The sequence below is a fragment of the Pantoea sp. QMID4 genome (assembly GCF_030270445.1).
Classification (GTDB): domain Bacteria; phylum Pseudomonadota; class Gammaproteobacteria; order Enterobacterales; family Enterobacteriaceae; genus Pantoea; species Pantoea vagans.
The window spans coordinates 140973-153347 of the sequence record NZ_BSXL01000005.1; the positions used below are offsets into that span (position 1 = coordinate 140973).

Annotated in this window: 12 protein-coding genes; 9 read left to right on the forward strand and 3 right to left on the reverse strand. The window is 55.0% G+C overall.

What is annotated here, in order from left to right:
• Positions 1-44 precede the first annotated feature (44 nt).
• Both QSK07_RS12660 and QSK07_RS12665 read left to right on the forward strand, forming a co-directional pair.
• Positions 45-935 (forward strand): MurR/RpiR family transcriptional regulator, encoded by an 891-nt coding sequence (locus QSK07_RS12660; RefSeq protein ID WP_285721655.1) that lies wholly within the window; start codon positions 45-47, stop codon positions 933-935.
• A 201-nt stretch (positions 936-1136) separates the two neighbouring features.
• Positions 1137-3110: an autotransporter outer membrane beta-barrel domain-containing protein gene (locus tag QSK07_RS12665; protein WP_285721654.1), complete on the forward strand. Its 1974-nt coding sequence runs from the start codon at positions 1137-1139 to the stop codon at positions 3108-3110.
• Between the two features lie 128 nt (positions 3111-3238).
• Here the strand turns inward: QSK07_RS12665 and sfnG are convergent, their stop codons facing one another.
• Positions 3239-4327 (reverse strand): dimethylsulfone monooxygenase SfnG, encoded by a 1089-nt coding sequence (gene sfnG / locus QSK07_RS12670; protein ID WP_285721653.1) that lies wholly within the window; start codon positions 4325-4327, stop codon positions 3239-3241.
• 322 nt (positions 4328-4649) lie between these two features.
• Between sfnG and QSK07_RS12675 the strand changes: the two genes are divergently transcribed.
• Together QSK07_RS12675 and rluF are read left to right on the forward strand one after the other, a co-directional pair.
• Positions 4650-5120 (forward strand): GNAT family N-acetyltransferase, encoded by a 471-nt coding sequence (locus tag QSK07_RS12675; protein ID WP_285721652.1) that lies wholly within the window; start codon positions 4650-4652, stop codon positions 5118-5120.
• Between the two features lie 103 nt (positions 5121-5223).
• Complete coding sequence (rluF, locus tag QSK07_RS12680) at positions 5224-6102, forward strand: 23S rRNA pseudouridine(2604) synthase RluF (RefSeq protein ID WP_135910635.1); 879 nt, start codon at positions 5224-5226, stop codon at positions 6100-6102.
• Between the two features lie 54 nt (positions 6103-6156).
• Here the strand turns inward: rluF and QSK07_RS12685 are convergent, their stop codons facing one another.
• Positions 6157-7215, reverse strand: coding sequence for an SDR family oxidoreductase (locus QSK07_RS12685; RefSeq protein ID WP_285721651.1), 1059 nt, complete (start codon positions 7213-7215; stop codon positions 6157-6159).
• A gap of 97 nt (positions 7216-7312) precedes the next feature.
• Between QSK07_RS12685 and QSK07_RS12690 the strand changes: the two genes are divergently transcribed.
• Together QSK07_RS12690 and QSK07_RS12695 are read left to right on the forward strand one after the other, a co-directional pair.
• Positions 7313-8218 (forward strand): LysR family transcriptional regulator, encoded by a 906-nt coding sequence (locus QSK07_RS12690; protein ID WP_285721650.1) that lies wholly within the window; start codon positions 7313-7315, stop codon positions 8216-8218.
• A gap of 286 nt (positions 8219-8504) precedes the next feature.
• Positions 8505-9176, forward strand: coding sequence for a hypothetical protein (locus tag QSK07_RS12695; RefSeq protein WP_285721649.1), 672 nt, complete (start codon positions 8505-8507; stop codon positions 9174-9176).
• 92 nt (positions 9177-9268) lie between these two features.
• Here QSK07_RS12695 and QSK07_RS12700 read toward each other — a convergent pair whose 3' ends face one another.
• Positions 9269-10120 carry a Vmh family MBL fold metallo-hydrolase gene (locus QSK07_RS12700; protein WP_285721648.1) on the reverse strand — a complete coding sequence of 284 codons (852 nt, stop codon included), beginning with the start codon at positions 10118-10120 and terminating at the stop codon, positions 9269-9271.
• A 146-nt stretch (positions 10121-10266) separates the two neighbouring features.
• On the opposite strand from QSK07_RS12700, the gene QSK07_RS12705 reads away from it, so the two are divergent.
• The 3 genes from QSK07_RS12705 (at position 10267) to QSK07_RS12715 (ending at position 12375) form a co-directional block, all read left to right on the forward strand.
• The gene (locus QSK07_RS12705; protein WP_098049990.1) at positions 10267-11148 is read left to right on the forward strand and encodes a LysR family transcriptional regulator; all 882 of its coding nucleotides are present in this window, start codon (positions 10267-10269) and stop codon (positions 11146-11148) included.
• Between the two features lie 36 nt (positions 11149-11184).
• Positions 11185-11604 (forward strand): bleomycin resistance protein, encoded by a 420-nt coding sequence (locus tag QSK07_RS12710; RefSeq protein WP_285721647.1) that lies wholly within the window; start codon positions 11185-11187, stop codon positions 11602-11604.
• Positions 11605-12072: 468 nt separating this feature from the next.
• The gene (locus QSK07_RS12715; RefSeq protein ID WP_285721646.1) at positions 12073-12375 is read left to right on the forward strand and encodes a YmdA family protein; all 303 of its coding nucleotides are present in this window, start codon (positions 12073-12075) and stop codon (positions 12373-12375) included.

Consider the following 12375-nt stretch of genomic DNA (forward strand, 5'->3'; position numbering starts at 1 on the left):
CTGGTCTGTATTTTTACAACGTTTAACTCAGCAGCAGGAACAGCATGAAACAGAACCGGCCAGTTAAAAACAGGGTGGATGTGGTGGCAGATCGTCTTCGCGCCCGCGAAAAGCAGCTCTCGCCTCGTCTGCTGGCGGTGGCGCGCTATATCGATCAACAGCGTGAAACGGTACTTGAAAGCACTGCGATGGAGATCGCCGTGGCGAATGCGACCTCTGACGCCACCGTGATCCGTGCCATTCAGGCGCTGGGATTTAGCGGATTGCGCGATCTCAAACAGACGCTGAGAGCCTGGTTTGGTCCTTCACTGACCTCGGAAGATAAGATGATCACTACGGTCAGGGAGGTGACCAGTGATGTAAACAGCGCCATCGACTTCGTACTTGCGGGCCACCGGCACGCCTGTGAGGTGCTGTCGCAGCCGCAGAACCGGGTGGCAGCAGCAGATGCCGTGGCACTACTGACTGAAGCGCGGGAAGTGGCTATTTTTGGCATTAACGCCTCGGGTATTCTGGCGGACTATAGCGTGCGGCTGCTGAACCGCATCGGCCTGCCCGCCTTTTCGCTTAATCGTGCCGGAATTGCGCTGGCAGAACAGATGCTGGCGCTGCAGCGTGGCGACGTGCTGATAATAATGGCGCAGCAGTCGACGCACCGGGAAGGGACGACCGTGGTGCGCGAAGCGAAACGGCTGAATATCCCGATTATCCTGCTCACCAACGCCACCGACTCGTTTTTTGCGCGTGAGGCGGATGTGGTGATCAATGTGCCCCGTGGTGGCGAGAAAGGGCGCATTCCTCTGCACGGCACGATTATGGTCTGTCTGGAAATGCTAATCCTGTCGGTGGCTTCGACGCTGCCGCAGCGCACCGTTAAGACCATGAAACGGCTACAGGATCTCTATCGCGGGCTGAAACCCGCCAGCAAAAAGTAATTGCAGGATTGAGCTGTGACCGGCGTTTCCCGATAAACTTCATTGTCGCGGGTCTGCTTTAAGTCAAATTTTCCCGCTTTGCGAGCGCGATCGCGTCTTTTCATCAGCCCGTTTACCAGGGCGACTACGCTTACAGCGTGCTGCGCCTCCGGGTGCGGCTTTACTTCTTTTCCCTTTACTTTGTTTTGTGCGGAGCTGCTGATGAAACCCCTTCACGCGCAATACCTTTTCTGCTGTGCCACCCTGAGCCTGCTGTCGCCGCTGCCTGCAATGGCATGGAGTGACCTTACCGTCTTCGGTGACAGTCTGAGCGATGGCGGAAACGTAGGACGTTTTACCTATGATGGTGCCACCCATCCGCTCTATGACGAGATCCTGGCGCAGTCGCTGGGTGACACTCTGCTCCCCTCAGCCCAGGGCGGTAACAACTATGCCGAGGGCGGTGCCGTCGCAGTGCCCGCGATTAATCCGTTATTTAATACCCAGGACCAGCTTGATAGCTACCTTGCGGCGCGCGACGGACGCGCCGATCCGGACGGACTTTATATTCACTGGATTGGCGGCAATGACTTAGCGGCGGCAGCCCTTGCGCCGCTCGCTGCGCAGCAGATCGTGGATAACAGTGCCAGTGCCGCAGCCTCACAGGTCAGCCGGTTGCTGGATGCCGGGGCCGGCACGGTGATTGTGCCGACGGTGCCGAATGTCGGGGCGACGCCCGCGCTGCTTCAGGCGATTCTGCAGGTACTGGGTCCGGCTGCGCAGCCTGCCACGGCGGCGCTGTTTCAGTCGCTGAGTACCGTCACCACGCCTGACCGTGCCGCCAGAGAACAGGCAATTGAGACCGCGCTTAACGAGGCAGCTGGTCAGGTCTCTTCGATTCCGCTGATCCGCGATGCGCTTTCACAACAGCTGATTGCCGCCTGGCAGTTGCTGATTCAGGAGGCGGCGGCGCTCACCGATCGTTACAACCAGGCGGAGGAACAGGGCCTGGTGGCGGCACGTGGCAACATCGCGCGGGTGGATATTAATGGCCTGTTTAATGAGGTGATTGATAATCCGCGCCTGTATGGACTCAGCAACACGGCGGGCATGGCCTGTCCGCCCGGCGTCTCATCCATGGACTGCACCTCCTCAACGCCAGGATTTTCGCAGTCACAGCAATATCTGTTCGCCGACCGGTTGCATCCCAGCCCGGCAGTGCATGCATTGATCGCCGATTATATTGAGTCAGTGCTGAATGCGCCGCTGCAGGTGGCCGCGCTGAGTCAGGCACCGACGATGCTGGTGGGCGATGCGCAGAATACGCTGGATGGCCATCTGCAACAGCAGCGCCAGCAGCCTGCCAGCGTCGGAGAGTTTACGGTTTTCGGTGGCTATGCCGGACAGCAGCGAGATTTTCGCGGCGACAGCCTGCTGGATGGTAATACCAACAGCGCCACCGGCACCGTGGGTTTAGGCTATCAGCTGACCGATCACTGGCAGGCCGGCGCCATGCTCTCCACCACCTCGCAACGACAGGATCCCTCACCGCGCTTTGATTACCGTTTACGCGGCAATCTGGCGGCGCTGTGGAGCCAGTTAAATTATCTGGATCGGGGCTGGATTAATGCAGATGTCCATTACGCCGATCTTAACTTTAATGATATCGAGCGTAAGGTCAGGCTGGGACCGGCGACCCGCACGGAGAAGGGTAACAGCGATGGCAACGTGCTGGGAATAAGGGTGCAGACCGGCTGGGATTTACCGCTGGGCCGCTATGTCTCCACCGGCCCGATAGCCAGCTATGCACTCGACTACACCCAGGTTGATGGCTACAGAGAAGAGGGTAACAGCAGTACCGCGATGCGCTTTGGTGACCAGACGCTGCATTCTCAAATCGGCTCGGTGGGCTGGCGTATCGACAGCAAAGATTTAGTGATCAATCCCTGGTCGCAGGTGAGCTACAACCATCAGTTCGGCGACAGCGACTCTGCGGTTACCGCCGGACTGAAATCGACCCGCACCGCCTTTACCCGCAGCAGCGGGTCACGTGATGATAACTGGATCAACATGTCTGTGGGCGCAAGCGTGCCCATTGGCACATCGGTGAACGCGTTTGCCGGCGTTTCAGCGGTGACAGGTAACAGCGATTATCATCAGGTAACATGGAACGTTGGGCTTAACGCCCGTTTTTAAATATAAGCTGTATCAAAAGGCTGTGCAGAGATCGTCTGCCGCTGTCTGAAACGGTACGGCAGACGACGTCGCGCGTTTTTCATTACGCCGCGGCGACAGGGCGTTAAACTCGCCCTGGTGTGCGGTTTTCACGCTTCGATTAGTGCTGCCTGCGCCTCCAGCTCACGAACGCGCGGTATCACTTCGCGGCCAAAGAATTCCACCTCTTCGTGAAAGTGCAGAAACGCCAGCAGCAGCAGATCGACACCGGCCTGCTTAAGTTCGATAATTCGTTCAGCAATCTGCTGTGGGGTGCCAATCAGATTGGTTTTGAAGCCGTCGTTGTACTGCACCAGATCCGCAAACGACGATTTCGCCCAGTTTCCCTCTCCTTCAGGTGAGGCACTGCCTGCATTTTTGACCTCATGCTGGAAGCCTTTCACCGCATCCGGGTTGGCTTTGCTGATGATCTCCTGAAGCACCGCCTGCGCCTGCTGTTCACTCTCCCGCGCAATCACAAATCCATTCAGTCCGACTCTGACCTGATGTTGATTGCGTGTCGCTTTTTCACGGATATCCGCGATCTGCAGACGGACGCCGTCCGGCGTATTGCCATTAGTGAAATACCAGTCAGACACCCGGGAAGCCATGTCGCGCGCCGCACGTGAGCTGCCGCCCTGGAAAATTTCCGGTAACGGAGACAACGGCTTGGGTTTCATGGCGTAATCGCGAAAGCGATAAAAATCACCCGCAAAAGTAAAATTCTCTTCGCGCCAGATGCCTTGCAGGCAGCGAATAAACTCTTCCGATCGCAGATAGCGCTCTTCATGATCGAGCCAGGGTTCACCAATCGCTTTGAATTCGCCCCGGAACCAGCCGCTGACGATGTTAACGGCGATACGTGGCCCATAGAGATGGCTGATGGTGGCGATCTGCTTTGCCGCTAATACCGGATTCCACGGTCCAGGCAGCAGCGCGGCGATCACTTTTAACTTCGAGGTGTGACTGAGCAGATCCTGCGAGAAGGTGACGGATTCATGCTGATTGTCTGCGCCATACCCGGCAGTAAACCGGATCTGCGTCAGCGCATAATCAAAACCCGCCTGTTCGGCGATCTGCGCCAGTTTACGGTTGTAGGCAGCATCCCAGCGGGTTCGCTGCTCTATCTGACTGATCACCAATCCGCCTGAGACATTCGGAACCCAGTAGGCGAACTGTAAAGGCTGTGAAGCGGACATAGTCTCTCCTTATATAGCTTAATTAATGAGGCGCTCATTTTTTCCAAACTTTCAGATATAACGGAAACCTAAGCAGTAACCGTGCCATAAAATAAATTACTGTTTTTAAAACAGTAAATGGTTTGGGATGAGCCGGGCTTGTTGCAAATGCGGCACAGCTGAGACAACCGGGTTGCCAATGCAGCAGCAATGCCAGAACGGATCGGAGAACGGTGAATGCCTGCCATCACGCTATTGACGGCAACAGGGCCAGAATGTCAGTTATGCGGGACGTGCTGTGATAACGTAGCGAAGCGCGACGCGATCATAGCCGGAGGAGATCATGATAGTCAGACAGGCATCGCCTGAAGAGGCGCATACTTTATGGAACATCCGAAATCAGGCCATTCGTCACGGCTGCGAGCAGGTTTATCCACCCGATGTGATTGCCGCCTGGACGCCGGACCGCATGCCTGCCAGCGTTCCCGCGATGATCCGCGTTAATCCCTTTTTCGTGATTGATGGCCCGGCCGGTTTGCCAGTGGCTACCGGATCGCTGGATCTCGCCGCCGCCAGTGTCGAAGCTATTTTTACCCTACCCGATTTCACCGGACAGGGAATGGCGGGCCTGATCATCGACACCCTCAAAGCGGAGGCGCGGCAGCGCGGCTACCGCCAGTTGACGCTTGCGTCGACGCCGAACGCCGTGAGCTTCTATGAGCAGCATGGCTTCTGCGCGCTGGGAGAAAGTCTCTATCCGTCAAAGCTGGCGGGCTGCGCGTTGCGCTGTATTGAGATGGCGATTGAGCTATAAATGCCCGCTGCCGCAAGGCTGACGAAATGCGGCAAAAGTTTCCCGCGCAAAGACTTCGCAAGCCCCCGCCGGTAAGGTATAGTCCGCGTTTTTTGGAGGAATCATGCTGACTGGCTCATCAACACGTCTTAATAAATACATCAGCGAGAGCGGTATCTGCTCCCGTCGTGACGCCGATCGTTACATTGAGCAGGGCAACGTTTTCATTAACGGCAAACGCGCCTCTGTGGGCGCGCAGGTATTTGCAGGCGATGTGGTGAAGGTGAATGGTCAGCTGATCGAACCGCGCGACGAAGACGACCTGGTGCTGATTGCCCTGAATAAACCGGTGGGCATCATCACCACTATGGAAGAGGGTGAGCGCGATAATATCAGCGACTTCGTCAATCACAGCAAGCGCGTCTTCCCGATTGGCCGCCTTGACAAAGACTCTCAGGGCCTGATTTTTCTGACCAACCATGGCGATCTGGTCAATAAGATCCTGCGCGCCGGGAACAATCATGAAAAAGAGTATGTTGTTACCGTCGACAAGCCGATTACCGATGAATTTATTGCCGGGATGAGCGCAGGCGTGCCGATGCTGGGCACGGTGACGAAAAAGTGCAAAGTGAAAAAGGAAGCACCGTTTGTCTTCCGAATCACACTGGTTCAGGGGCTTAATCGCCAGATCCGTCGCATGTGTAAGCATTTCGGCTTTGAAGTGACGAAGCTTGAGCGCACCCGCATCATGAACGTCAATCTCAAGGGGTTGCCACTGGGCGAATGGCGCGACCTCACCGACGACGAACTTGTTGAGCTGTTTAAACTGCTGGAAAACTCCTCTTCAGAAGATAAACCCGCGAAGAAAGCCAAAGCTCCGGCTAAAGCCGCTGCCGCTAAGAAACCGCAGAAAAGTGCCGCCAAACCGGCTGAAAAAGCGGATGCGGCTGGTGCGTCTCGCAAACGCTTTGTCCAGCCGGGACGGAAGAAGAAAGGGCGCTAAACCCAGCCCGATGCAGAGAGCGATATTCTCGCTCTCTGTGCTTTCACGGGCGCATCACGGAATAACGCGCGCCGCCCGAAAGCGGGCAAACAGATCGCAGAACATCTCATCCGTTGCGCGATAACCATGAAAGCCTGCCCGCCGCAGCTTACTGCCGTCGCCAAACATGTCGTAATTCCAGCCGAAAACAAAATCAGCGAAAGTACCGTCACTGAGTGCCAGAATATCCGCTTCAATTAAGGCGTGCTCCACGGCGATTTGCCGCCACCGCGCACGATAATCCTGAAACATCTGTCGGAATGACAGCGAGACCGGCGGGGCAATCTCCAGTTCAAACCACGCTGCAATCACCGGCCACAGCTCACTCCAGCGCCACAGATCACCATTGTTAATATTGAACGCCTGATTACGCGCGTCAGCGCTGCGCGAAGCCCAGAGGGTAGCATCGGCGAGCAGTTGAGCGTCGGTAAAATCGACCATGCTGTGCCAGGTTTCCGGCGAACCCGGGAAGCGCAGAGGGAGCCGCGCCGCGCGACAGATCGACGCATAGAGCGCCAGACTCAGCGCCAGATTCATGCTGTTACCATGCCGATTACTGCCAACGACGCCAGGGCGCGGCGCACTCCAGTGCCAGGCTTTACCCTGCTGGTGTGCGCTCAGCCAGTTCAGCTGTACCGCGTTGAATTCGGCCCCCGGCACGCCGGGATCGCTTTCCCGCGCCGGGGTTTTGAATCGGCCCAGATGTGCGCCATACACTTTGTATCCCTGCATCAGACTGACATGCTCAAGCGGGGCGACACCCTCCATGACCTGAACCAGATTCTGCAACATGGTGAGATTGGGGCCGACCATCGCAGCCCAGTCAGCAGCATTCAGCCAGGCGCTGTAGAAGATATGCGTAACGTCGGTGAGTGATGCCAGCCGTTGCTGGCTCTGCAGGCGGTCGCGCAGATCGACCGCAACAGCCTCTGTGCCGCCTCTAGCAGAACCTGAGCGATGAGTCAGCGCTATTACCTGCCACTGTTCTGCGACCAGCACCTGAGTCAGTTGCTGACCCACAATTCCACTGGCACCCGCCACCAGCGCAACCTTTTTACCCTGTGTCGTTTTCATGATCGCTATCCGGTTAAAAATGAAGCCGCATTCTCACCTGCGTTAAATTCTGATTAAATCCCATGAACCGGATATCACTTATCAGGAAAAACGATAAATGCAGAACAAACTGACTGCGATGCAGACCTTCATCCGGGTCGCCGAAGCAGGATCGTTTTCGGCGGCTGCCCGGCAAAATGGCATGAAGCAATCGGCGGTGAGCCAGCAGATTGCCGCGCTGGAGGAGGCGCTGGGCGTGGTGCTGCTGCGCCGTACCACGCGAAAAATGGCGCTGACGGAGCAGGGACACCATTATCTTCAGCAGGTCAGGGAACTGCTTGGTGCGATGGAGGAACTGGAGCAGCAATTACGGCCCGGCTCGCAGCCGCTTCACGGCAGACTCCATATTCAGTTGCCGAGCGGCATCGGGCAGCGGCTGATGCCGCATCTGATCGCTTTCCAGCAGGCGCATCCCGCGCTGCGTCTGAATATTGCGCTGGAGGATCGCCTGTCGGACCTCGTTGCAGAGGGCGTTGATGTGGCGATCCGTATCAGCGAGTCGCCACCCGCTACGCTGGCTGCCCGTTCACTCGCCACGGTTGAAACCGTGCTGGTGGCTTCCCCTGAGTGGATAGCGCGAAACGGCACACTGCAGACACCCGATGACCTTATGCGCCATCCACATATACGTTTTAGTGGTATAGCGACCGATGCGCCGCTGCAGCTGGTCTCTGAGAGCATGAGGATTTCTGTTCCGGTGGAAAGCGTGTTTCGGTCTAATAACAGCGATGCATTGATGCAGGCTCTTGAAGCAGGCCTCGGGATTGGCGGCTTACAGACGCTGCGTGGCTCAGACGCGCTGGCCGCCGGCCGACTGGTGCGGGTGTTACCGGACTGGCGACTGCCCGACCGTTATCTCTATGCTGTGTTCCCGGATGCCCGTTTTATTCCTGATAAAGTCCGTAAGCTGGTCGGGCGGTTGAGTGAGGTGGTGATGCAGGGAGCAGTGCAGAGCCAGACCTGACGCCCAGGCTGCATTATTAATTCGCATGGTGCAGCAAACCCCGGAAATGCTGAAAACGCTCGCGCAGTTCTGATATGCCCGTCCGGATGGCGGGCAGCACATTCTTTCACGGTTGCGCCCGGCATCCGATGCCCGGCAGATTAACACAGCCCTCTTTTTCGCCTAATCAGACAGTACATTTCTCGCCACAAGCGAGATTTTAAAGGGCTCACATTCAGAACAACGACACTTTTCACCCTGATCAGGGCGTGGCAGGATAAGCGCAATCTATTAAGGAGTGTGCCTGATGTTACTGAAAGGTATGAACGATCCGCTGCTGAAAGCGTATCAGCATCCCAAATCACGGATGATGATCAGCCGTTTCAGGGGGCTGGCGGGCGACAGAAGACTCAGTGACTGGCAGGCGTTCTGTATTCTGGTGACCGGCTTTACCAATTACTGGTATGTGCAGGCTGGCCATTACACCATTAATATCACGCTGACCAAAACCCGTCAGTTCGACTTCCTGCAGGACTTCCTTCATTTAACGGTCACCCTGGATGGATTAATCGGCGATGAACATTTTCGCAGCCCGGACTTTGTACTGCCGCATTACGATGTGCCTTATGAATTCTGTCGCTGGCGCAACAAACGCGGCTATGACGCCTTAACCACCTATGTCAGTAAACAGGGAGTGAAATCCCATAAAGGGATGTTTGTCGCCTCGGAAGGCGCGTCTCCTGAAGAACAGGTGATGAAATGGGAAGGGGTGGTCAACGTCTACGACAAAACCTTTTTCAGTATGACTAACTTCAATACCACTCAGGAATTCCTGATTAAAGACATCCGTAAATCCATTCAGGATGGATTGCTGAAGCACCTGAGTTTTTACCGCGATCTGTTTCACTATATCTTTCCCACACCGGCAGAGGCTCGGTTGCAGGCGCGTGACGACAGGCGCTATCTGGCGAAAAGATAGCGCCCGGTCACCTTACTCTCAGTCACTGGAATCCGCACAAAATGGTCGCTGAAAGGCGGCTCACTCTGCCGTTAGCGGACCCCTCTGCAGGTTTACCACTTCATCTCGCCGGTATTCACTTTCGCGCTGAGTTCCAGTGAAGCCGGCTCAGCCAGTTTTGGCCAGGCGGTGTTCATGGCGGCTATCACCGCTGCTGAGGTTTTGTGTTCTGACAACGCCGCTTCAAAACTCTTCAGATAATTCAGGGTAAAATCCACAGCCTGCGAACCGGCCGGACGTGCACCCAGATAGTGGCCCGGAATAACATTTCTCGCGTTGAGCGTCTGCATCTCTGTGAGGATATGGCGCCACTCACTGCGGCTCTTAACGGTCTGAGTGTCAGCAGTCCAGACGTGGATGCCAGAGGAAAGGGCTGTACCGCCCAGAATGGTGCTCACTGAGGGGATCCAGATGTATGCAGCATATTGATCAGGATGACGCAGTTCCAGCGTCTCGCCATCCACGCTGAAGCGGGTCTGATGCGTAACTTCAGGCACAAAGACCTTATCCGGTGCGCCCTGTTTCATCTGAGGGCCCCAGTATTTCAGCTTGGCGTCATGTGTCTGCTGGATATGCTTCACCACTGCAGGTGCGGCAACAACTTTGATTTCCGGCCATGCTTTAATAATTGGCTCCAGACCGAAGTAGAAATCGGGATCGCCAGAGGTGATCACAATCTCCTTCAGCTTTTTACCGCTCTTTTTAATCATCTCCACCAGCTTCTCACCATCCTGGGTGCTGAACTGGGCATCAAAAAGAATCGCTTCGGTTGGCCCGGAGACCAGGGTCGAGGAGACGGCAAAAATCCCCTTCTCCTGCGGATTATAGGTTTCCAGTTGCAGCGTGGCCGCGCTGGCAGAAGCTGTAGCCAGAACGAGCATCACAGTTAACAGAATCGTTTTCATGAATATTCCTCAGAGATAAATGCCCGACTCAGGCAGATGTATCGGGCGATGTGCAGAATCAGTAGCACTATTCTACCCATCTGGCTATCTGTTAGAATTCCCGAAATCAGAGATGCTGAGTTTCATAATCTGAACAGGTGATCGGAATGGACAGAGTGACGGCAGCGGCCGTTTTTAACCGGATATGTGAGCTGGGCAGCCTGAGTGCTGCTTCGCGGGCGCTGGGGATCTCGCGCCCGATGGTCAGCCGTTATCTGGAAGAGATGGAAAAGTGGGCGGGAACGCGTCTACTGCATCGCTCATCGCGCCGGCTGACGCTGACGCCTGCCGGTGAGGCGATTCTGCAAAAGACCCGCCAGCTGGCCCTGCTGTCAGAAGCGATCCAGCAGGAAACCACCCAGGGTGTGCCGGCCGGAACGTTACGTATCGCCTGTGCCCATTATACGGCGCTTCATCTTGTCAGCCCGGTCGTCCCCGATTTTCTTGCCCGTTATCCGGCACTGCGCATCGAACTGGATATAAACAATCAGCCGGTAAGCCTGATCAGCGAGCGCATCGATCTCGCTATCCGCATCACCGATTCGCCAGAGCCGGGGGCAATCGCACGCCGTCTCGGTGAATGTCACTCGGTGCTTTGCGCCTCACCCGGCTATCTGCAGAAGCGAGGCATCCCGCAAACGCCTGGCGATCTGGCGCAGCACAACTGCCTCTACTACAGTCGTTTTGCCGGACAGAGCTGGCATTTCACGGCGGCTGATGGCGGCAAAATATCTGTCGCCGTAAAAGGAAATTTCAGTGCAGGTATCTCGTCACTGCTATGTGACGCAGCGATTGCAGATTGCGGGATAGCGATGGTGCCTGAACGGGAAGCACGCCATGCGCTCAAAGCGGGAAAGCTGGTGGAACTATTGCCCGATTATGAGCCGCAGCGCATTGGCATCTGGGGGCTTTACCTGTCGCGCGAGCATCAGTCTGCCGCGCTGCGTCTGATGCTGGATGAACTGCAAAACAGCATCCAGAGTCGATGATGAGAGGAAGTCGTCCTGATCAGGATGGAGACGTTTATGAATAATGATCAACTACTGTACTGGAACCCTATGGTGCCAGAACTGACCGTCACTGACTTTGCCGTTTCGCTGCATTTTTACACTGTTGTGCTGGGCTTTAACGTGCGGATCCAGCGTCAGGATCCTGACTTCGCATACCTCTGCTATGGTCAGGCGCAATTGATGATTGAGCAGTGCCATACTCAGGGCTGGAACACAGCTGAAATGGAGAGGCCGCTGGGGCGGGGCATTAATTTCCAGATCGAAGTCGATGACATTCAAGCTGTACTGACAGGCTTGCAGCACCACGCCGTTCCGCTTTATCGGCCGCTTCGGGATAATCACTATGACACGGGTGAGACCACTGCCTTCCAGCGGGAATTTCTGGTGCAGGATCCGGATGGTTATCTGCTGCGCTTTAGTCAGTATCTGGAATAAGCTGAAAAGTTGTCTGGAAATATTAAAATTGATGAGGCTGGCATTAGTTAACTCATCCAGCCTATTTTTTTTATTTTGTCTGTCCAAAAAAAATAATTTTCGAAAAAGATGAAATGTGATGCCTTTATAATAAAAAATATATCGTCCTGCTGAGTTAATGGTTTCTGTATGACCCGGCGGATGACCCGGATGAATTTTAGCTAAGAGAAAGTGAGGTTTTCAAGCCAATTACTACGCGGATTCTACAGATTTTTGTCAATGTGATTCGATGAATATAACAATAAGTGAAACGGTGTAATTATCCTATACTCACTTCCACCTGCATGGCTGGGATAAATCTTAACAGCACCCACTTAATGGATTTCATTGCGCCAGACGGCTGAATATTTACATTTATTCTCTCATTCAGGACTTAATCTTTGAGTCTGTGAGCCGATAACAGGATACACATACTCTTGAGGACCAAAAATGAAATCGCTTTTGATTAACGGCTTTACCATGCTGCTGATTACCCTGGCCGGTCCAGCGAGCGCAGATTCAAATTCAGGCACGATCTACTTCAGTGGAGCCATCACCAATGGTTCATGTAATATGAATATCGGCCAGAATCCTGTCGTGTTTGACTGCTTTGATTCCGTCCGGGGCAAGTCTGTGGTTACTACTGCTGATATGATGAACGCCCAGTCACTGAACGGCTTGCCCATGGTAGTAAAAATGCACTGGTTGAATCCTGAGAAAAGCAAGGGGATTATTGAAGTCAGCTATCTGTAA

Coding starts and splice junctions, on each gene's coding strand:
- QSK07_RS12660 (WP_285721655.1), top strand. CDS start 45: ATGAAACAGAACCGGCCAGTTAAAAACAGGGTGGATGTGGTGGCAGAT.
- QSK07_RS12665 (WP_285721654.1), top strand. CDS start 1,137: ATGAAACCCCTTCACGCGCAATACCTTTTCTGCTGTGCCACCCTGAGC.
- sfnG (WP_285721653.1), bottom strand. CDS start 4,327: ATGTCCGCTTCACAGCCTTTACAGTTCGCCTACTGGGTTCCGAATGTC.
- QSK07_RS12675 (WP_285721652.1), top strand. CDS start 4,650: ATGATAGTCAGACAGGCATCGCCTGAAGAGGCGCATACTTTATGGAAC.
- rluF (WP_135910635.1), top strand. CDS start 5,224: ATGCTGACTGGCTCATCAACACGTCTTAATAAATACATCAGCGAGAGC.
- QSK07_RS12685 (WP_285721651.1), bottom strand. CDS start 7,215: ATGAAAACGACACAGGGTAAAAAGGTTGCGCTGGTGGCGGGTGCCAGT.
- QSK07_RS12690 (WP_285721650.1), top strand. CDS start 7,313: ATGCAGAACAAACTGACTGCGATGCAGACCTTCATCCGGGTCGCCGAA.
- QSK07_RS12695 (WP_285721649.1), top strand. CDS start 8,505: ATGTTACTGAAAGGTATGAACGATCCGCTGCTGAAAGCGTATCAGCAT.
- QSK07_RS12700 (WP_285721648.1), bottom strand. CDS start 10,120: ATGAAAACGATTCTGTTAACTGTGATGCTCGTTCTGGCTACAGCTTCT.
- QSK07_RS12705 (WP_098049990.1), top strand. CDS start 10,267: ATGGACAGAGTGACGGCAGCGGCCGTTTTTAACCGGATATGTGAGCTG.
- QSK07_RS12710 (WP_285721647.1), top strand. CDS start 11,185: ATGAATAATGATCAACTACTGTACTGGAACCCTATGGTGCCAGAACTG.
- QSK07_RS12715 (WP_285721646.1), top strand. CDS start 12,073: ATGAAATCGCTTTTGATTAACGGCTTTACCATGCTGCTGATTACCCTG.